Source organism: Solwaraspora sp. WMMA2080, assembly GCF_027497395.1.
Classification (GTDB): Bacteria; Actinomycetota; Actinomycetes; order Mycobacteriales; family Micromonosporaceae; genus Micromonospora_E.
The window spans coordinates 6,533,544-6,553,911 of record NZ_CP114910.1; the positions used below are offsets into that span (position 1 = coordinate 6,533,544).

The 20,368-nt window shown below is 72.6% G+C and carries 16 protein-coding genes; 7 read left to right on the forward strand and 9 right to left on the reverse strand.

The annotated features are described in order from the left end of the window. Positions 1–6: 6 nt before the first annotated feature. Complete coding sequence (locus O7543_RS30000) at positions 7–3,099, forward strand: bifunctional [glutamine synthetase] adenylyltransferase/[glutamine synthetase]-adenylyl-L-tyrosine phosphorylase (RefSeq protein ID WP_281550784.1); 3,093 nt, start codon at positions 7–9, stop codon at positions 3,097–3,099. Then, positions 3,092–4,594: a polyprenol phosphomannose-dependent alpha 1,6 mannosyltransferase MptB gene (mptB, locus tag O7543_RS30005; RefSeq protein ID WP_281550783.1), complete on the forward strand. Its 1,503-nt coding sequence runs from the start codon at positions 3,092–3,094 to the stop codon at positions 4,592–4,594. Before O7543_RS30000 ends, mptB begins: the two co-directional genes overlap by 8 nt. 99 nt (positions 4,595–4,693) lie before the next feature. Here the strand turns inward: mptB and glnA are convergent, their stop codons facing one another. Further along, a complete protein-coding gene (gene glnA, locus O7543_RS30010) occupies positions 4,694–6,118 on the reverse strand; it encodes a type I glutamate--ammonia ligase (protein WP_281550782.1) in 1,425 nt (474 codons plus the stop codon). A 262-nt stretch (positions 6,119–6,380) separates the two neighbouring features. Here glnA and O7543_RS30015 point away from each other — a divergent pair, with 262 nt between their 5' ends. Continuing rightward, positions 6,381–6,725 (forward strand): RDD family protein, encoded by a 345-nt coding sequence (locus O7543_RS30015; protein ID WP_281550781.1) that lies wholly within the window; start codon positions 6,381–6,383, stop codon positions 6,723–6,725. A 79-nt stretch (positions 6,726–6,804) separates the two neighbouring features. Here O7543_RS30015 and O7543_RS30020 read toward each other — a convergent pair whose 3' ends face one another. The 4 genes from O7543_RS30020 to O7543_RS30035 all read right to left on the reverse strand — a co-directional run bounded on the left by O7543_RS30020 (position 6,805) and on the right by O7543_RS30035 (position 11,158). After that, the gene (locus O7543_RS30020; RefSeq protein ID WP_281550780.1) at positions 6,805–7,494 is read right to left on the reverse strand and encodes a DUF4191 domain-containing protein; all 690 of its coding nucleotides are present in this window, start codon (positions 7,492–7,494) and stop codon (positions 6,805–6,807) included. A 44-nt stretch (positions 7,495–7,538) separates the two neighbouring features. Further along, on the reverse strand, positions 7,539–8,480 hold the full coding sequence (lipA, locus tag O7543_RS30025; RefSeq protein WP_281550779.1) for a lipoyl synthase: 942 nt from the start codon (positions 8,478–8,480) through the stop codon (positions 7,539–7,541). Between the two features lie 122 nt (positions 8,481–8,602). Then, on the reverse strand, positions 8,603–9,244 hold the full coding sequence (gene lipB, locus O7543_RS30030) for a lipoyl(octanoyl) transferase LipB (protein WP_281550778.1): 642 nt from the start codon (positions 9,242–9,244) through the stop codon (positions 8,603–8,605). 51 nt (positions 9,245–9,295) lie between these two features. Continuing rightward, a complete protein-coding gene (locus O7543_RS30035; RefSeq protein WP_281555643.1) occupies positions 9,296–11,158 on the reverse strand; it encodes a DUF2079 domain-containing protein in 1,863 nt (620 codons plus the stop codon). A 167-nt stretch (positions 11,159–11,325) separates the two neighbouring features. On the opposite strand from O7543_RS30035, the gene O7543_RS30040 reads away from it, so the two are divergent. Genes O7543_RS30040 through O7543_RS30050 form a run of 3 tightly spaced genes read left to right on the forward strand, consistent with a single transcriptional unit; the run spans position 11,326 to position 13,731 of the window. Beyond that, a complete protein-coding gene (locus tag O7543_RS30040) occupies positions 11,326–12,306 on the forward strand; it encodes an ATP-binding protein (RefSeq protein WP_281550777.1) in 981 nt (326 codons plus the stop codon). A 20-nt stretch (positions 12,307–12,326) separates the two neighbouring features. Next, positions 12,327–12,719: an SCO5389 family protein gene (locus tag O7543_RS30045; protein WP_281550776.1), complete on the forward strand. Its 393-nt coding sequence runs from the start codon at positions 12,327–12,329 to the stop codon at positions 12,717–12,719. Beyond that, on the forward strand, positions 12,709–13,731 hold the full coding sequence (locus O7543_RS30050) for an LLM class flavin-dependent oxidoreductase (protein WP_281550775.1): 1,023 nt from the start codon (positions 12,709–12,711) through the stop codon (positions 13,729–13,731). Before O7543_RS30045 ends, O7543_RS30050 begins: the two co-directional genes overlap by 11 nt. A gap of 27 nt (positions 13,732–13,758) precedes the next feature. Here the strand turns inward: O7543_RS30050 and O7543_RS30055 are convergent, their stop codons facing one another. The 3 genes from O7543_RS30055 to lpdA form a co-directional block, all read right to left on the reverse strand. After that, positions 13,759–14,661 carry a TIGR01777 family oxidoreductase gene (locus O7543_RS30055; protein WP_281550774.1) on the reverse strand — a complete coding sequence of 301 codons (903 nt, stop codon included), beginning with the start codon at positions 14,659–14,661 and terminating at the stop codon, positions 13,759–13,761. A 136-nt stretch (positions 14,662–14,797) separates the two neighbouring features. Next, positions 14,798–16,615, reverse strand: a complete 1,818-nt coding sequence (gene sucB / locus O7543_RS30060) for a 2-oxoglutarate dehydrogenase, E2 component, dihydrolipoamide succinyltransferase (protein ID WP_281550773.1) — start codon at positions 16,613–16,615, stop codon at positions 14,798–14,800. A 19-nt stretch (positions 16,616–16,634) separates the two neighbouring features. Beyond that, the gene (lpdA, locus tag O7543_RS30065) at positions 16,635–18,023 is read right to left on the reverse strand and encodes a dihydrolipoyl dehydrogenase (RefSeq protein ID WP_281550772.1); all 1,389 of its coding nucleotides are present in this window, start codon (positions 18,021–18,023) and stop codon (positions 16,635–16,637) included. 259 nt (positions 18,024–18,282) lie between these two features. Between lpdA and O7543_RS30070 the strand changes: the two genes are divergently transcribed. Beyond that, a complete protein-coding gene (locus tag O7543_RS30070; protein ID WP_281550771.1) occupies positions 18,283–18,618 on the forward strand; it encodes a hypothetical protein in 336 nt (111 codons plus the stop codon). Between the two features lie 56 nt (positions 18,619–18,674). On the opposite strand, the gene O7543_RS30075 is transcribed toward O7543_RS30070, so the two are convergent. Further along, positions 18,675–20,267 carry a leucyl aminopeptidase gene (locus O7543_RS30075; RefSeq protein WP_281550770.1) on the reverse strand — a complete coding sequence of 531 codons (1,593 nt, stop codon included), beginning with the start codon at positions 20,265–20,267 and terminating at the stop codon, positions 18,675–18,677. Between the last annotated feature and the right edge of the window lie 101 nt (positions 20,268–20,368).

Sequence of the window (20,368 nt, forward strand, 5' to 3'; positions counted from 1 at the left end):
CCCCCGATGACCAGACCGACCAGTGCCACCGGCCGGCTCGCCCGGTACGGCTTCGACGTCAGCGGTACAGACACCGTCCGGGCCGCCGACCTGCTCGGCCCCGACGGGCTCGGGTTGTGGCAGGTGCAGGCGCAGCAGCCGGTCGACCCGCCGGCCGCCGAACTGTTGACCGCGCTGTCCCGGGCCGCCGACCCCGATCTGGCGCTGCGTCAGCTGCACCGGCTCGTCGAGGCGCAGCGGCGCGACGCCGCCACCGGCAACGACGACACCGGCAACGGCACCGGTGGCGCCGGTGCCGGCGGGTCGCCGGTGCTCGACGCCCTGCACGCCGACCCGGGGCTACGTCGGCGGCTGATCGCCGTCCTCGGTGCCTCGTCCAGTCTCGGCGACCATCTGGTCGCCAACCCGGACCAGTGGTCGGTGCTCGCCACCGAGAACGGAGTGGCCCCCGCCGCCGACGGTGTCCTCGACGTCGCCCCGGCCATCACCGATGCCGACGCCGCGTCGACCCCGCTGGTCGGCGCGGCGGCAGTCACCGCGCTGCGCCGGGCGTACCGGTTGGCCCTACTGCGGATCGCGGCGGCCGACCTGACCGGCGGGCGGTGTCTCGAACAGACCATGGCGGCGTTGTCCGCGCTGGCCGACGCGACCCTGTCCGCCGCGTACGCCATCGCCGTCGCCGAGCTGCCCGACGGCAGCGATCCGCCCGGCCTCGCCGTGGTGGCGATGGGCAAGTGCGGCGGCGACGAGCTGAACTACGTCTCCGACGTGGACGTGATCTTCGTCGCCGCCGACGACGCCGACCTGACGGTCGCCACCACCGTCGCCACCCGGTTGATCCACATCTGCGGGTTGGTGGCCTGGCCGGTGGACGCCGCACTGCGCCCGGAAGGCAACCGGGGGCCGTTGGTCCGTACCCTCGCCAGCCACCTCGCCTACTACCAGCGGTGGGCCCGGACCTGGGAGTTCCAGGCGTTACTCAAGGCCCGGCCGGCGGCCGGCGACCGTGACCTCGCGCAGGAGTGGATTCGGCTGCTGTCGCCGCTGGTCTGGCACGCCGCCGAGCGTCCGGAGGCGGTCGAGGACGTGCGGGCCATGCGCCGCCGGATCATCGAGAACGTCCCGCCCCGCGAGCTGGAACGCGAGATCAAACGCGGCCCCGGCGGGCTGCGCGACATCGAGTTCGCCGTCCAGCTGCTGCAGCTGGTGCATGGTCGGGTCGACGAGACGCTGCGGGCCCCCGGCACGCTGCCCACCCTGCGGGCCCTGGTCGCCGGCGGGTACGTCGGCCGCGCCGACGGCGAGGCGTTGCTGCGTGGCTACCGGTTCCTGCGCGGTGTCGAGCACCGGCTGCAACTGCAGGGGCTGCGCCGTACCCACACCGTGCCGGCCGACCCGGTGGCGCTGCGCTGGCTCGCCCAGGCCCTCGGCTACGCCTCGACCCCCGAAACCGACGTCGTCGAGGCGTTCCGGGCCGACTGGGTCAGTCACGCCACCGAGGTACGCCGCCTGCATGCCAAACTGCTCTACCGGCCGCTGCTCGAATCCGTCGCCCGGGTGCCGGCCGAGTCGCTGCGGATGACCCCGCAGGCCGCCCGGCGTCGGCTCGAGGTGCTGGGCTTCGCCGACCCGGCCGGGGCGCTGCGGCACCTGGAGGCCCTCACCGGCGGCGTCTCCCGGACCGCCGCCATCCAGCGCACGTTGCTACCGGTGCTGCTGCAGGAGTTCGCCGACGCCCCCCAGCCGGACCGAGGGCTGCTGAGCTACCGGCAGGTGTCCGACAAGCTCGGCAGCACCCCCTGGTATCTGCGGCTGCTGCGCGACGAAGGCCTGGTAGCCGGCCGGCTCGCCCGCACTCTCGGGCTGTCCCGGTACGCAGCCGACCTGCTGGCCCGCGAGCCCGAGGCGCTGCGGATGCTGGCGTCCGACGCCGAGCTCACCCCGCGCGACGCGGCGGTGCTGCGCACCGGCTTCGACGCCGCCGCGGCCCGCCACCTCGGCAGCGGTGGCGGCGAGCCGCCGGATCCGGTCCAGGCGGTCCGCGCCGTGCGGGCCCTGCGCCGCCGCGAACTGCTCCGGCTGGCCTGCGCCGACGTGCTCAACCGGGCCGGCGCTCTGGCCCCGGCCCGGGAGGCCCGGGGCCGGCTCGAAGTGGCCGCCGTCGGTGCCGGGCTGTCCGCCGTGGCCGACGCCACGCTCGCCGCCGCGCTGCGGGTCGCGGTCGAGACCGTGCCGCCGCCGGGCGGTCTGCGGTTCGCGATCATCGGCATGGGCCGCCTCGGCGGGTACGAGATGAGCTACTCCTCCGACGCCGACGTGCTCTTCGTCTACGACCCGCCGCCCGGCCTCGCCGACGACGAGGCCAGCGCGGCCGCCCGCGCGGTCGCCGAGGAGCTGCGCCGACTGCTCGGCATGCCGGCCCCCGACCCGCCGCTCGGGGTGGACGCCGACCTGCGCCCCGAGGGCCGGCAGGGGCCGCTGGTGCGCAGCCTCGCGGCGTACGCCCAGTACTACGCCCGGTGGGCGAAGGTGTGGGAGGCGCAGGCGCTGCTGCGGGCCCGGTTCGTCTGCGGCGACCCGTCGCTGGGCGAGGAGTTCGTCGCCGTCGCCGACCCGGTCCGCTACCCGGCCGGCGGGTTGAGCCGGGAGCAGGTCGTCGAGATCCGCCGGATCAAGGCCCGGGTGGAGACCGAACGACTGCCGCGCGGCGCCGACCCGGCCACCCATACCAAGCTCGGCCGGGGCGGGCTCGCCGACGTCGAATGGGCGGTGCAGCTGACCCAGCTGCGGCACGGGCACGCGGTGCCGGCGCTGCGTGACACCCGTACCCTGGTCGCGCTGGCTGCGGCCCGTGACGCCGACCTGGTCGACCGGGCCGACGCGACCGCGCTGCGCGACGGTTGGGTCCTCGCCTCCCGGGTCCGCGACGCGTTGATGCTGGTCCGGGGCCGGGCCACCGACCAGCTGCCCCGGCACGGTGCCGAGCTGGCCGGGGTGGTCCGGTTGCTCGGCGGCACCGACCCCGGCCAGTTCCTAGACGACTACCTGCGGACCGCCCGCCGCTGCCGGGCCGCGGCGGAGCGGGTCCTCGGTGCCTGACCGCTGCGGCGAGCCCGGGACGCGGTACCACCTCATCCGCTACGTCGGCCTGGCCGGCGCGGTCGCCCTCGCGGTCGCCGCCGGCCTGGGCGGCGCGCTGCCCGAACCACCGGCCGCCGGCTGGGCGGTCTTCACCAGCGGAACCGGCGTGCTCAGCGTGCTCGCCTGGGCCGCCGGCACCGGCGCGATGACGTGGGCCTGGTGGTCGGCCCAGCACGGCGTGCCGTCGGTACAGTGGGCGTTGACCACCGTCGGCCTCTGGGTGGTGCCGCTGCTGGTGGCACCGCCGCTGGGCAGCCGGGATGCCTACTCGTACGCCTGCCAGGGCTGGATCCTGCGCGACGGCGGCGACCCGTACGCCGGGGTGACCGGGCAGGGCTGTCCCTGGGTCGACGCGGTCGCCCCGCTGTGGCGCGACACCCCGGCCCCGTACGGGCCGCTGTTCGTCTGGCTCGCCGGGCTGGCGGTGGCGGTCGGTGCCGGCCTGACCGGCGCCCTGCTGGCGTTGCGGTTGACCGCCGTGGCCGGGCTGGTGCTGGTGGCGGTTGCGCTGCCCGGCCTGGCCGCCAGGTGCGGCCTGCCGGCCGGCCGGGCGCTGTGGTTGACCGTCGGCTGCCCGGTGGTGCTCATCCACCTGGTGTCGGGGGCGCACAACGACGCGTTGATGGTCGGCCTGCTGGTCGCGGCGCTGTGGGTGATCGCCGCCGGATCGGCCCGCCGGCCCGCGATGGCGGCCGTCGCCGGCGGGCTGCTGCTCGGGCTGGCCGTCGCGGTGAAGGCGACCGCGCTGGTGGTGGTGCCGTTCGCGGCGGCACTCGCGGTGGCCGGGCCGCGCCGCCCGGCCGCCCTGGTGCGGGCCGGGGCGCTGGTGGTGGCGGGGGTGGTCGGCGCGGTCACAGCCACCACCGTGCTGTCCGGGCTCGGCCTGGGCTGGGTGGACGGGCTGACCCACAGCGGCGACTCGCGGCAGTGGATTTCGCCGCCGACCGCCGTCGGGCTGCTGATCGACTACCTGGGGCGGCTGTTCGGGGTGCGACTGGACGCGGTCGGGCCGGCCCGCGCGGTGGGCCTGGCGCTGCTCGCCGGCTTCCTGATGTGGCTGTGGTGGCGGGTGTGGCGTGGCGGTGGACCGTTGGCCGGCTGGCGGGGCCCGGACAGTCGTGCCGTGCCGGTGGCGGACTCCGTCGGCCCACCGCAGACCTGGGACCGGGGGACCGTGGTGTTCGGGGCGGGGCTGGCGTTGGCCGCCACGGTGCTTGCCGCGCCGGTCGTCTACCCGTGGTACCTCAGCTGGCCGTTGGCGCTGCTGGCCGGTGCCGCGTACCGCACCGGGTGGTTTCTGGTGCCGGTGGCGGTCGCCGGTTTCCTGGTCCTGCCGGACGGCACGGGGGTCGCCGCGCTCACCAAGGCGCCGGGCACGGTCGCCATGTGCGCCCTGATCGTGGTGCTGGTGGTGCGGGCGGTCCGGTCCGCCCGGCGCCCCGGGGCGAGCTGACGGGCGGCTGGAGGAGGTCCGGGCAACGAAACGGCGGTGGGGGCGAGCCGAGGCCCGCCCCCACCGCCGTCGCCCACTGCTGGACCGGCGCGGCCGGAATCAGCAGTCGAAGTACATCGCGAACTCGTGCGGGGTCGGCCGCAGGCGGACCGGGTCGACCTCGTTGGACCGCTTCCAGTCGACCCAGGTGGAGATGAGGTCCGGCGTGAAGACCCCACCCTCGAGCAGGAAGTCGTGGTCGGCCTCCAGCGAGTCCAGCACGGCCGGCAGCGAACCCGGCACCTGCTTGACGTTGCCCCACTCCTCCGGCGGCAGGTCGTACAGGTCCTTGTCGATCGGCGTCGGCGGCTCGATCTTGCTCTTGATGCCGTCCAGGCCGGCCATCAGCATGGCGGAGAAGGCCAGGTAGACGTTCGCCGACGGATCCGGCACCCGGAACTCGACCCGCTTGGCCTTGGCGTTGCTGCCGGTGACCGGGATCCGGGTACAGGCGGACCGGTTGCGCTGCGAGTACACCAGGTTGACCGGTGCTTCGAAGCCCGGCACCAGTCGACGGTAGGAGTTGACCGTCGGGTTGGTGAAGGCCAGCAGCGACGGCGCGTGGTGCAGCAGACCGCCGATGTACCAGCGGGCGGTGTCCGACAGGCCGGCGTAGCCGGTCTCGTCGTAGAACAGCGGCTCGCCGTTGAGCCAGAGGCTCTGGTGGGTGTGCATGCCGGAGCCGTTGTCGCCGAACAGCGGCTTCGGCATGAAGGTCGCGGTCTTGCCGCTGGCCCAGGCGGTGTTCTTGACGATGTACTTGAACAGCTGCAGCTGGTCGCCGGCGTGCAGCAGGGTGGAGAACTTGTAGTTGATCTCGGCCTGGCCGGCGGTGCCGACCTCGTGGTGCGACCGCTCCACGGTGAAGCCGGTGTCGATCAGCTTGCGGACGATCTTGTCACGCAGGTCGGCGTAGTGGTCGACCGGCGGCACCGGGAAGTAGCCGCCCTTGTAGTTGGTCTTGTACCCGCGGTTGCCGCCCTCTTCCTCGCGACCGCTGTTCCACCAGCCCTCGATCGAGTCGATGTAGTAGTAGGCCTGGTTCGCGGAGGTCTCGTGGCGGATCGAGTCGAAGATGTAGAACTCCGCCTCGGGTCCGAAGTAGGCGGTGTCGGCGATGCCGCTCGCCGCCAGGTAGGCCTCCGCCTTCTTGGCCACGTTACGCGGGTCCCGGGAGTACGCCTCCCGGGTGAACGGGTCGTGGATGAAGAAGTTGAGCGCCAGCGTCTTCTCGATCCGGAACGGGTCGATGAATGCGGTGGCGACATCCGGCAGCAGCAGCATGTCCGACTCGTGGATCGCCTGGAAACCACGGATCGAAGACCCGTCGAAGGCGAGGCCGGTGGTGAAAATGTCCTCGTCGACCGACTCGACCGGCAAGTTGAAGTGCTGCATCACGCCGGGCAGGTCACAGAAGCGTACGTCGACGAATTTCACGCCCTCGTCTTTGAGGTACCGCAGTAGTTCCTCGGGATTGGCGAACACACGTCCTCCTGGCACGTCGCACTGATGGCTATGCTGGTCGCGACGCTATGGCCGCGGAGTTGCCCCACCGTGTCTCTAATGTTTCCGCCGTGTTACGTCCCCTGCGGAGCGTGATCCCGACCAATCGTCCCCCGCAGGATACGGCAGATGGCCCAGGCTAGTCTGGCCGTTCGTGGGTATCGGAAGGGGGAGCAGCGTGGCGGCTAGCGCAAATGCGGCTGCGGGTGGGGCGACGGACGGTCCGGCGGGGTCGGGTGCCAAGGTGTCCAGCCTGCTTCGCCGCACCGGTGCCCTAGTGATTGACTGGCTACTCTGTGTGCTTATCTCCAGCCTGTTTGCCGACCCGGCCCGGTCCGGCTGGCCACCGGTAGTCGTGCTGATCGCCGAGTACGGCATCTTCCTCGGGCTGTTCGCCCAGACCCCGGGAATGTGGCTGGCCCGGATCCGGTGTGTCTCGGCCGCCGACGGCGGCCGGATCGGCGTACCCCGGGCACTGCTGCGCGGACTGCTGCTGGCCCTGGTGATCCCGCCGCTGGTGATGGACGAGCGGCGACGCGGCCTGCACGACCGGGCCGCCGGCTCGGTCGTCGTCGCCGTCCCCAGCTGACCCACGACCGCAACCGCCCGGCCCGGCCCACCGCACCGCCCGGCCCACCGCACCGCGCCGTCATTGCGGCGACCGGCGGTCAGCGGCCCCGGGTCTGCCGGAAAGCGCCCTTCGGCGGTCGCATGTTCTTCGGAATGGCGCCCTTGGGTAACTGCGGCCGGGCCGACAACGCGGTCAGCCGCTTGTCCAACGCGTTGACGTCCTTGCCGGTCAGGTTGCGCGGCAAGCGCATCAGCGTCGTACGCATCCTGCGGATCGACAACTCGCCCTCGTCGGTGCCGATCACGTAGTCGTACAGCGGCGCACTGCCGATCACCTTCGCCAGCCGCCGCTTCTCCTGACCGAGCAACCCCCGGACCCGCTGCGGGTTGCCCTCGGCGAGCAGGATCACCCCGGGCCGCCCGATCACCAGATGGACCATGTCCATCTGGGTGGTCGAACTGACCGCCGGCGTCACCCGCCAGTCACCGCGCATGTTCTCCAGCAGCGAGGCCGCCGCACCCGGCTGGCCCTCGGCGACGTTCATCATCGCCGTGTTGGACCGCAGGTTCAGCACGATCAGTACGGCGAGCAGCGCCACCAGGATGCCGACCGGCAGCCACATCCACCCCAGCTTCAGCGTCACCGGCACGGTGATCGCCAGCGGCAGCACGACGGCGGCCACCGCCAGCGGGACGAACCACTTGTCGCGCTTGGCGGTGAACGAGAACACCATGCCGATCTGCTTCAGCCGCTGGCCGAACGACACCTTCTCCTGGGGTTTCGCCATGCGAGGCAGTCTAGTTGCCGGGGGCGAAGCCGTTCACCGGGCGGTCAGCCGGCCAGCGGCTGGGCCTCGCGCTGGCGCAGCGCCTGCTGGTAGAGCCGGCCGGCGCGGTACGACGAACGCACCAGCGGGCCGCTCATCACCCCGGAGAAGCCGATCCGCTCGGCCTCCTCGCGCAGCTCGACGAACTCCTCCGGCTTGACCCAGCGCTGCACCGGGTGATGCCGTGGCGTCGGGCGCAGATACTGGGTGATGGTGATCAGCTCGCACCCGGCGGCGTGCAGATCGCGCAGCGCCTGCGACACCTCGGAGCGCTCCTCGCCGAGGCCGAGGATCAGGTTGGACTTGGCCACCAGGCCGGCCGTGCGGGCCCGGGTGAGCACGTCGAGCGAGCGCTCGTACCGGAAGGCCGGCCGGATCCGCTTGAAGATCCGGGGCACCGTCTCGACGTTGTGAGCGAGCACCTCCGGTCGGGCGGCGAACACCTCGTCGAGCTGGCCGGCGTCGCCGTTGAAATCCGGGATCAGCAACTCGACGCCGCAGCCGGGCTGCAGCGCGTGAATCTGCCGGACGGTCTCGGCGTACAGCCAGGCACCCCCGTCGGGCAGGTCGTCGCGGGCCACCCCGGTGACCGTGGCGTAGCGCAGACCCATCGCCGCGACCGACTCGCCGACCCGGCGGGGCTCGTCGGCGTCGAACTCGGCCGGTTTGCCGGTGTCGATCTGACAGAAGTCGCAGCGCCGGGTGCACTGGTCCCCACCGATGAGGAAGGTGGCTTCCCGGTCCTCCCAACACTCGTAGATGTTGGGGCAGCCGGCCTCCTGACAGACGGTGTGCAACCCTTCCCGTTGCACCAGCCCGCGCAGCTCGGTGAACTCCGGCCCCATCCTGGCCTTGACCTTGATCCACGGGGGTTTGCGCTCGATCGGGGTCTCGGCGTTGCGGACCTCCAGGCGCAGCAGGCGTCGTCCCTCCGGAGCAATGGTCACCCTTGCCAGCCTACGCCGGCCGGTGCCCGCTCGGGCGGCCAGGCGACCGTGCGGCCACCGCTCACCGGGTGAGTTGGCTCACCCGAGGCATCGATCGGCCGGCGGACCCGAGAGCGGTCGGCTCAGCCGAGCGTGGGCAGGTGGCGCTCGACGACCGGCAGCACCTCGGCGACGGTCACCGGCCGGCCGAGCTCGGCGCTCAGCGAGGTGACACCGACGTCGCGCAGACCGCACGGCACGATCCGGTCATACGCCGTCAGGTCCGGGTCGCAGTTGATCGCGAAACCGTGCTGGGTGACCCCGCGGGCGACCCGGATGCCGATCGCCGCCACCTTGCGGGCCGGTCCACGGTCGTCGGCCGGCACCCAGACCCCGCTGTGGTTCGGCCCGTCGAGGCGGGTGGCGGCCAGCCCGAATTCGGCGCAGACGTCGATCAGCAGTTGCTCGACCCGGCGTACGTAGGCGACCACGTCGATCGGCTCCGACAACCGGACGATGGGGTAGCCGACCAACTGCCCCGGGCCGTGCCAGGTGATCTTGCCGCCCCGGTCGACGTCCACCACCGGGGTGCCGTCGACCGGGCGGTCCCACGGCTCGGTGCGCTTGCCAGCCGTGTAGACACTCGGGTGCTCCAGCAGGAGCACGGTGTCCGGCTCCTCGCCGGCGACCACGGCGGCGTGCAGTCGACGCTGCTCCGCCCAGGCGGTCTGGTAGTCGACGACGCCGGCTCGGACCCCGCGCAGGCGGGAAATGATGCTGGTCACGTCGTCCAGCCTAGTCCGCTACCGGTCGGTCGGGTCGGTCCGTGGTCCGGCTCACCAGCCGCCCTCCGGCGCCGGCCAGAGCCAGACGTCGGTGACCCGCTGCGGCGGGCCGAGCAGTTCGGTGGTCGCGGTCAGCAGCGCCTCGGCGTCGACCGGGAACTTCGCCCCGTGCACCCGGTCGGCGAGCACCACCGCCTCGGCATCCCAGTACCGCAGGTCGGCGCGGGCGGCGGCCCGGTCGGCGTCGGTGATCGGCGGCACCACGCCGGTGCGGGCGACCTCGTGCAGCAGCCCGTCGGTGGCCCGGGGGACCGGTCCGATCCGGCCCCGGCCGTCCGGTCCGCCGGGGCCGAGGAAGAAGCCGGACGGGATGGCGAACTCGCCCTGCCGGTGCGCGAACGCGTACGCCTGCCAACGTTGACCGTCGGGTAGCACATCGAGGGTGAACGGTACCGGGGCGAGCACCCTGCCCTGGCTGACGTGGTCACGCCAGGCACCCGAGGTGATGAAGTCCGGGATCGGCTCCCGTTCGATGGTGAGCAGACTGGCCGGGGTCAGCGGCAGCAGCGCCGCGACGAACGCCGCGGCCCACCACCGGCCGTACCGCGCCTGCCCGCCGGCCCGACGGGTGAGCAGCAGGCTCAGCGTCAGCGCCAGCAGGATGCCGATGACCGGGGTGACCACCATGGCCAGCCGGGCCGGCAGCGCGGCGTTGAACACCGGAGCGCCGGCCAGCGGGGCGTACGGCAGCGGGATGTCGGTGATCGTCCCGCCGATCTTCAGCCGGGGGCCGAGGGAGAGCACCGCGAACACGGCGGCGGTGACGGCGAGGGCCCGCAGCGTCGCTCGCCGACCGGGATCGGCGGCCCGCCAGAGCAGCACCAGGCAGCCGACGGTCAACATCAGCAGCGGTACGCCGAAGAAGCTGTTCTCCTCGGTCTCGTTCGGCGCCAGCCCGGTGCCCAGCCCGGCGACACCGGCCAGCGAGCGTTCCGGGAACGCCCCGTAGGCGAGGAGGTCCTCGCTGTGCACCCGGGCGTCGAAACCGGTGCCGTGGAACACCTGCGGGCCGAAGAAGTGCAACCACAACGGGTACGCCAACAGTGCGGTCGCCACGACCGCGGTGAGCGCCAGGCCGCGCAGCAGTCGGGGGAGCGCGTCGCGGACCTCGGCGGCGCGGCTGCGGTCCAGCGCCCAGACGCCGAGGAACACGCCGCAGGCCAGGGCGGTGAAGAACAGGCCCTCGGCGGCGATCGAGAAGGCCGCCGCGACGGCTACGCCGAGGATCAGGCCGTTGCGCACCCAGCCGCCCCGGCCCAGCGGCCGGGCCCCGGGGCGCCCACGCAGCGCGAGGACCCGCCAGACGATGATCGGCACCAGCCAGCCGGCGGTCCAGTTCAGGTGGGCGTTGGCGTGCGACACCATGGCCGGCGCGAAGCCGCAGAACAGTCCGCCGACGGCGGCCGCCAGCCGGGACGGCACGAACGGAGCGCCGTCGTCGCCGGTGGGTAGCCGGGACAGCAGCCAGTACCAGGTGAAGCCGGTGCCGGCCAGGTTGAGGGTGAGGATCACCAGGAATGTCGCCGGTGGCCCGATCAGGAAGGTCAGCGGCGCGAACAGCACCGCGTACACGGTGATCGAGGTGTTGACCGCGAGATTCACCCCGTCGGGGGCGTTGAGCAGGTACGTGAACAGCGGGTTCTCGCCGTGGGTCAGCGCGTAGGCGCCGTAGCCGAGCAGCCACTCGAACAGCGCCTGGTCGCTGGAGTTGACGGTGATCGCCCGGCTGTCCGGACCGGCCCACAGCCCGCTGGTGACCCAGCCGGCGAGGACCACCGCGACCACCGCGACGACCAGGTCGGCGCGCCAGCGGGCCGGGCCGCCGGCCCGGCCCCTCAACCGGCCGCTGGTCACCGGCCGGGTGGTCGCGGCGCTGTCGGGCAGTGGGGACGGAGCGGTCGGCACCGGCGGAGAGTACCAATTTCGCCCGACACGCCCGTGCCGTACCTAGGCTTGACGAAGTTATTGGAAATGACTTCCAATGTACGCGTACCTGTTGAGTTGTTTGGGAGAGATCCACGGTGAAGATCTGTTTTGTCGGTAAGGGTGGCAGTGGCAAGACCACCCTGGCGGCCCTGTTCGCCCGCCACCTCGCAGCCACCCCGGTCGGCCCCGACGACGGCCCGCCGCCGCTGCTCGCGGTCGACGCCGACATCAACCAGCATCTCGCCGCGGCCCTCGGCGCCAGCGACGACGAGGCGGTGCTGCTACCGGCGTTGGGCGACCACCTGGCCGACATCAAGGAGTATCTGCGCGGCGACAATCCCCGGATCGGCTCGGCCGCAGCGATGGTCAAGACCACCCCGCCCGGGCGAGGCTCGCGGCTGCTCACCGTCGCCGGGGCCAACCCGATCTACGACGCGCTGGTCCGCGAGGTGGCTGGTATCCGGCTCGCCGTCACCGGGCCGTTCGCCACCGACGATCTCGGCGTCGCCTGCTACCACTCCAAGGTCGGCGCGGTGGAACTGCTGCTCAACCACCTGGTCGACGGTGCCGGTGAGTACGTGGTCGTCGACATGACCGCCGGGGCCGACTCGTTCGCCTCCGGGCTGTTCACCCGGTTCGACGCCACCTTCCTGGTCTGCGAGCCCACGGTGCGCAGCGTCGGGGTCTACCGGCAGTACGTCGGCTACGCCCGCGACTACGGCGTCCGGGTGCACGTCGTCGGCAACAAGATCGACGACGAGTCGGACGTGGACTTCCTGCGCGAGCACGTCGGCGCGGATCTGCTGACCTGGATCGGGCGGTCGGCCTTCGTCAAGGCGGCCGAGCGGGGCCGGCACCAGCCGATCACCGCGATGGAGCCGGCGAACCGTGACGCTCTGGACATGATGCGCACAACCGTCGATGCTTGTGGCAAGGACTGGGCCAACTACACCCGGCAGGCGGTGGAGTTCCACCTACGCAACGCCGCCGCCTGGGCCAACGACCGGGTCGGCGAGAACCTCGCCGACCAGGTCGACCCGGAGTTCGTACTCGGACCAGACCTGCTGGTCCGCTGACCGTAGCGTGAGGAGAAAGCATGTCCCTCGACGTACCTGCCGCCCTGCTGGAGCGGGCCGAATCCGGCCGGGTCGACGACGCCGAATTCGTCGACTGCGTACGCCAGTCCCTGCCGTACGCCTGGTCGGTGGTGTCCCAGGTGGCCACCGAGGCCCAGGGTGGCACGGCCGAGTTCGCCGACCACGCGGTGCCGCCACCCAGCGAGGCCGAGCGTGGCCAACTGCTGCGGGCGCTGGCCAGCGACGCGATCCGGGGCGGCCTGGAGCGGCACTTCGGCGTCAAGTTCGCCTTCCAGAACTGCCACCGGGTGGCCGCCTTCAAACTGTCCGCCGTCGGCGGCGAGACCTATCAGGAGTTCATCTCCCCGGTGGCCCAGCTGCGCAACCAGTCACCCGAGCTGCGTGACTGCTGAGCCGACCATCTCGACGGCGGCCGGCGACCTGAACCAGCCAGCGGTGGACCTGTTCCTGCTGGCGGCACATGGTCTGCCGGCCACCGTCGGCTACGCGCGCGCCGCCGAGGCAGCCGGCCTCGGCGGCGTGTGGCTTGCCGAACACCACTTCGTCTCGTACGGGCAGTGCCCGTCCGCCACCACCCTGGCCGGCTACCTGCTCGGCGCCACCCGTCGGATCGCCGTCGGCACCGCGGCGGCCGTGCTGTCCAACCGGCATCCGGTCGCGCTCGCCGAGGAAGCAGTCCTGCTTGACACGGTCTCCGCCGGCCGGTTCCGGCTCGGGGTCGCCCGTGGCGGCCCCTGGGTGGACCTGGAGGTCTACGGCACCGGCCTGGACCGGTACCGGGACGGCTTCGCCGAATCGCTGGATCTGCTGAGCCGCTGGCTCTCCGGCGCGGCGACGGTCGGCGCCGACGGTCAGTTCTTCACGTTCCGCGATGTGCCGGTGGTGCCGCGACCGGCCCGCCCGATGCCGATCTGGATTGCGGCGACCTCGCCGGCGACGGTCGACCTCGCCGCCAGCCGCGGACTTGCCCTGCTGCTCGGGGTGCACGACGACGACGCGGCGAAGGCCGCCACGCTGGCCCGGTACGCGGACGTCGCCGCCGCCAACGGGCACGACCCGGCCATCGTGCCGCACGCCTCGGTGCATCTGATCGGGCTCGCCGACTCCCGGGCCGCCGCCGAGCGGGTGCTCCGCCGGACCCTGCCACCGTGGCTGGCCACCACCCGCGAGTACGTCCGGATCGACGGCTCGGCGCCGGCCCACCGGGACCTCGACGCCTACGCCGAGCACCTGCTGCGAATCCACCCACTGGGCAGCGCGGCCGAGTGCGCCGCGCGGCTTGCCGCCAGCGCGGCGACCATCGGCGCCCACCGGCTGGTGCTGATGGTCGAGGGCGCCGGTCCGGCTGCCACCGGCGACCTGATCACGGCCATCGGCACCGACCTGCTCCCGGCGCTGCCCTGACCGGTCTGGACGCCACCCGGCGCGGGGTCACCCCTGCGTCAGGGCGGCGTGCAGCGCGTCCGGCAGGTCCGGGTACCGGTAGGTGAACCCGGCCTCGGTCAGCGCCCCGGGCAACACCCGGGAGGAGCGCAGCGCCTCGGTGGCGAACTCGCCCAGCGCCACGTGCAACGCGAACGCGGGGACCGGCAGCACCGCCGGTCGGTGCACCGCCGACCCGAGCGCCTTGCCGAACGCCGCGTTGGTCACCGGCGCCGGCCCGACCACGTTGACCGGGCCGGAGATGTCATCGTGATCGAGCAGGAAGGTCACCGCCCGCAGCCAGTCCTGCATGGCGATCCACGGCACCCACTGCCGCCCACTGCCGAGCTTGCCGCCCAGCCCGAGCCGGAACGGCAGCAGCTGCGGCTTGAGCAGGCCGCCGTCACGGTGCAACGGCAGACCGGTGCGTAGCCGGACCACCCGTACGCCGGCGTTCTCGGCCGGCCCGGTGGACGCCTCCCAGACCCGCGCCACGTCGGCCAGGAAACCCTCACCGGCCGGGGCGTTCTCCTCGACCGGCTGGTCGCCGGTGTCGCCGTACCAGCCGACCGCTGACGAGTTCAGCAGCACCGCCGGCCGGTCCGCTGCCGCGAGACCGGACATCGCGGTGGCCAGCGTGGTGGTGCTGTCCACCCGGCTGGACCGGATCAACGCCTTGTAGCCGTCGGTCCAGCGTTTGTCGCCGACCCCGGCACCGGCCAGGTTGATCACCGCGTCGATGCCGGTGAACACCGCCGGGTCGAGCTGCCCGGCCGACGGCGACCAGCTGAACTCCGCCGGCCCGCGCGCCGGCCGGCGGACCAGTTGTACGGTCTCGTGTCCGCAGCTGTGCAGGTGGTCGGTCAGTCTGGTGCCGAGGAAGCCGGACGCGCCGGCCAACAGGATGCGCATGCGGACATCTTCGCTGATCGCGGTGGTGCCGGCTGCGGACCACCGCCATTGGGTGCAAAACGGCGGGTGGGTGCCGGCCGGGATCGGCCGGCACCCACCGCTACGGCAACCGGGGTCGCTCTGTCGTGGAACGCCGTCAGGACAGGCCGAGCTCGCCTTCGAACGCGCCGGCCTCCAGCCGCTCCTTGACCGCGCTGAGGAACCGGGCGGCGTCCGCGCCGTCGACCAGCCGGTGGTCGTAGGACAGCGCCAGGAAGACCATCGACCGGGGTGCGATGATCTCGCCGAGCTCCGGGTCGTCGACCACCGCGGCGCGTTTCACCACCGCTCCGGTGCCGAGGATGGCGGCCTGCGGCAACGGCACGATCGGGGTGTCGAACAGCGCCCCACGGCTGCCGGTGTTGGTCAGCGTGAAGGTGGCACCGGACAACTCGTCGGGCCCGATCTTGTTGGTCCGGGTCCGCTCCGCCACGTCGGCGATCCGCCGCGCCAGCCCACCGAGGTTGAGATCGCCAGCGTCGCGGATCACCGGCACCAGCAGACCCCGCTCGGTGTCCACCGCTACGCCGAGGTGCTCCCCGTCGGGGTAGGTGATCGTGCCGGCCTGCATGTCGATGGAGGCGTTGACCACCGGGTAGGTGCGCAGTGCCTCCACCGCCGCCAGCGCGAAGAACGGCAGGAACGACAGTTTGACGCCGTGCTTGGCCTGGAAGTCGCCCTTGACCCGGGCCCGCAACCGGGCGATCTTGGTCACGTCGACCTCGACGACCGTGGTCAGTTGGGCCGAGCTCTGCAGGGACTCGTGCATCCGCTTGGCGATGACCGTCCGGGTCCGGCTCATCTTCTCGGTCCGGCCCCGCAGCGGGCTGGGTTGCGCCTTGGCCGCCGTCGGTGCCGTAGCCGGTGCCGCCGGCTTGGCCTGTTCGGCCTTGGCCCGCTCGGCTGCGGCCCGCGCCTGTTCGGCCGCGGTCAGCACGTCCTGTTTGCGGATCCGCCCGCCGACCCCGGTGCCGCGCACCGAGGCCAGGTCGACCCCCTGCTCGGCGGCGAGCTTGCGGACCAGCGGGGTGACGTAACCGCCGGCACCGTTGGCGCTGGCCGGTGGGGCCGCTGGAGCGGTCTGCTGTGCCGGCGGTGCCGGCGGTGCGGCCTGCGCTGGCGAGGCGGACTCGGTGGCCGGGGCCGGGCTGGCGTACGAGGCACCCGGCTGGGCCGGCGCGGGAGCGGCCGGCTCCGATTGTGCCGCCGGCTGCGGCTGGGCGGGGTCGGCCTGCGGCGCGGTGGCCGGCTCCGGTGCGGCGGCCGGCTCCGGTGCCGCCGGAGCCGAGGCCCCGCCGGGGCTGCCGACCAGTGCCAGTTCGGCACCGACGTCGGCGGTGTCGTCCTCCGGCACCTTGATCTCCAGCAGCGTCCCCGCGACCGGCGACGGGATCTCAGTGTCGACCTTGTCGGTGGAGACCTCCAGCAGCGGTTCGTCGACCTCCACGGCGTCACCGACCTGCTTGAGCCAGCGGGTTACGGTGCCCTCGGTGACGCTTTCGCCGAGAGCCGGCATCCGGACCGCAGTGGCGTCGCCACCAGACGTCGGCGGCGGGCCGTCCGCCGGCTGGGCCGGCTCCGGCGCTGCGGCCGGCTCCGGCTCCGCAGGCTGTTCCTGCGGCGCGCTCGCAGCGGGGGCGGTCCGCCCACCGTCGTCCTGCTGCCCGTCGTCCTCCTGACCACCGGAGATGACCGCGAGTTCGCTGCCCACCTCGGCGGTCTCGTCCTCGCTCACCACGATCCGGGTGAGCACCCCGGCCGCAGGCGACGGGATCTCGGTGTCGACCTTGTCGGTGGAGACCTCCAGCAGCGGTTCGTCGACCTCGACCCGGTCGCCTTCCTGCTTCAACCAGCGGGTGACGGTGCCCTCGGTGACGCTCTCGCCGAGCCGGGGCATGGTGACCGATACCGGCATATCTACAAGACTCCTCTAGTCAGGCGTGTGCGTGCAGCGGCTTGCCGGCCAGGGCCAGGTGGGCCTCGCCCAGCGCCTCGCCCTGGGTCGGGTGGGCGTGTACGAGTGGTGCGACGTCGGCCGGGTCGGCCTCCCAGTTGTAGATCAACTGTGCCTCGCCGATCAGCTCGCCGACCCGGGCACCGACCAGGTGCAGTCCCACGACCGGGCCGTCGACGACCCGGACGAGCTTGACGAAGCCGGTGGTCTTGAGGATCTGGCTCTTGCCGTTGCCGCCGAGGTTGTAGTTGTAGGTCTTGACCTTGTCGGCCCCGTACTGCTCCTTGGCCTTCGCCTCGGTCAGCCCGACCGAGGCGAGCTCCGGGTCCGAGTAGGTGACCCGGGGGATACCGCTCTCGTCGACCACCGCCGGGCTGCGGCCGGCGATCTCCTCGGCGACGAAGATGCCCTGCTGGAAACCGCGGTGGGCCAGCTGCAGGCCGGGTACGATGTCGCCCACGGCGTAGACGTTCGGCAGATTGGTCCGCAGCCGCTCGTCGGTCAGCACGAAGCCACGGTCCATCTTCAGACCCTGCTCCTCGTATCCGAGGTCGGCGGTGACCGGCCCACGCCCGACGGCGACCAGCAGCAGCTCGGCCTCCAGGGTCTCACCGCCGGCGATCGTCATCCGGACGCCGGACTCGGTGCGTTCGACCTTCTCGAACGGCTTGCCGGTCTTGAACCCGATGCCGCGCTTGCGGAATGCCCGCTCCAGTGCCTTGGACGACTCCTCGTCCTCGGCGGCGACCAGCCGGGGCAGCGCCTCGACGATGGTCACGTCGACGCCGAAGGAGCGCCAGACGCTGGCGAACTCGACACCGATCACCCCGCCGCCGAGCACGATCGCCGACGACGGCACCCGGTCCAGCTCCAGCGCGTGCTCGCTGGTCAGAATCCGCTCGCCGTCGACCTCGATGCCGGGCAGGCTCCGCGAGTAGGACCCGGTGGCCAGGATCACGTTGCGGCCGGTGTACCGGGCTCCGTCGACCTCGACGGTGTCCGGGCCGACCAGCCGGCCGGTGCCCGCCACGTAGGTGATCTTCGAAGACTTGATCATGCCCTGCAGGCCCTTGTACAGCCGGCCGACCACGCCGTCCTTGTAACTGTTCACCCCGGCCATGTCGATGCCGACCAGGTCCGCCTTGACACCGAACTGCTCGGACTCGCGTGCGTTGTCGGCCACTTCGGCGGCGTGCAGCAGCGCCTTGGTGGGGATGCAGCCACGGTGCAGGCAGGTGCCACCGACCTTGTCCTTCTCGATCAGGGCTACCGACAGATCGAGTTGTACGGCGCGCAGGGCAGCCGCGTAGCCTCCACTACCGCCGCCGAGGATGACCAGGTCGAAGGTCCCGCCGTTCGGCTCACTCACAGTTCACTCCCAGGTCACGTCGCTGCACAGGAGGGCCGTCCCCTGCGTCGTCCCATGGAACGGGCAGACTTTCCCCGGTCATCTTGTCACTTGTAGTGTCTGAACGCTCAACGAGGTGCCCAAGGACACGTGGTCGCAACGTAGGCTTGCCCTGTCCGTCTATGCGCGCGGGCGTCGGACAGCCGGGCCCGGCCCGACCGCACCAGGCCGCCCGGCCGGCACCCGCGCGGTCTTTGTCAGCTGGGGGAGGGGAACGCCGGTGGCGTGGTTTCGTCGGCGCAAGCAGTCGAGCGGGGCACCGGGAGGACGGCCGGCGAACCGGGCTGATCTCGACCATCTCGAGGAGTTCGTCCGCAGCCGCCGCGGGGTCGAGGCGTTCATCGAGCCTCGGACCACGGTTACCGAGACGACGGTGATGCTCATCGCGTACGACGGTGAGTGGACCCGTCGGCGGGTCGACGGTCCGGAAACCGCCCGTCGCTTCGCGCACAAGATGGCCATCCCGATCTACGACGTGGCGCTGGTCGGCTACCCGCAGCGGATGCGGGACTTCAACGAACGGCGCAAGCGGGCCGACCGGGCCGACCGGGGCTGACGTCCCCGCGTGGGTCGGGTGCCGGCCGGCACCGACCCACGCGGGGACGTTACGGGTCAGCCGTTGGCCGCGATGTCCTGCACCAGGTGCACCAGCGTGCGCACCGGTACGCCGGTGCCACCCTTGCTCCAGTAGCCGAACGGCTCGCCGGCGTGGTAGGCCGGGCCGGCGACGTCGAGGTGCGCCCAGGCGACCCCCTCGCTGACGAACTCGCGGAGGAACACCCCGCCCTGCAGCATGTGGCCGGCCCGGTCCATCGCCGAGTTCACCTGGCAGATGTCCGCCACCTCCGACTCCATGCCCTTGCGGACGTCGTCGGGCAGCGGCATCGGCCAGGCCGGCTCACCCACCGCGTCCCCGCCGGCCCGTACCCGGGCACACAGCTCGTCGCTGCCCATCACCCCGGCCATCCGCTTGCCCAGCGCGACCACCTGCCCGCCGGTCAGCGTCGAGGTCTCCAGCAGGTAGTCGCAGCCGTCCGCGCAGGCCCGGGCCATCGCGTCGGCGAGCACCATCCGGCCCTCGGCGTCGGTGTTGAGCACCTCCACCCGCTTGCCGTCGAACATGGTCACCACATCGCCGGGCCGGTACGCGGTACCCGACGGCATGTTCTCCGCCATCGGCAGGTACGCGGTGACCGGCACCGACGGCCGTAGCGCGGCGATCGCCAGCATCGCCGCCCCGACGGCGGCCGCACCGGCCATGTCCGACTTCATCTCCCACATGCCCTGCGCCGGCTTGATCGACACGCCGCCGGTGTCGAAGGTGATGCCCTTGCCGACCAGCGCGACCCGTGGGGCGTCCGGGGCCGCCTCCGGCGGGGTATAGGAGACGATCACCAGCCGGGGCGGTGCGGCCGAGCCGCCGCCCACGGCGAGGATCCCGCCGTAGCCCCCGTCGATCAGCGCCTGCTCGTCCAGCACCTGCACGGTCAGCCCGGCAGCGACCGCCGTGTCCCGTACCGAATCGGCGAACGCCGGTGGCCGCAGCTCGTTCGGCGGGGTGTTCACCCAGTCTCGGCAGGCGATCACCGCCGCGGCGACCGCCTCCGCCCGGGCCACCTCGGCCTGCACCGCGGGGTCGGCGGCGTCGGTGACGTGCAGGGCGATCGAGGCGACCGGTGCTCGTCGGCCCGGCTGCGGCCGGGTCTTGTAACCGGCGAACCGGTAGCTACCGAGCAGCGCGCCCTCGGCGACCGCGCGCAGTGCCGCCGGCCCGTCCGCGTCATCCGGGACCGGCAACGCCACGGCGACCCGCGAGGTGCCGGCGAGTGCCCGTACCGCCGCGCCGGTCGCTCGGCGCAGCGTCTCCGGGGCGGGCGCCGCGCCGGTCGGCTCCGGACCCAGCCCGACCGCGACCAGCAGCGGCGGCCCGACCGTACCGAGCGTGGCCAGCTTGATCACTTCGCCGGCGGCGCCGGTGGCGCCGAGCAGACTGAGGGCCTCGGTCAGTCGACCCTCGAACGCGACCGCGATGCTCTCCGCCCCGGTCGCCAGCAACAGGGCGGGCGTCGTGCCCGGCGTGCCGTCCGCCGCCGCCTGGTCTGCGTCCGGCTGGTCCTGACTGTGTACGCCGATCACCAGCGCGTCGACGGCCAGCTCAGCGGGGTCGGTGTCGACCAGGTCCAGGGTTGTGGTGGTTGATGTCACTCGGCGTCTCCGGCAGCTGGGCCGGTCGGCTTGTGGCGACCGGCGGGTTGGTCTCCGGCGCAACTTGCTCCGCCGGACGGGGTGGTGCCCCGCCGATGCTA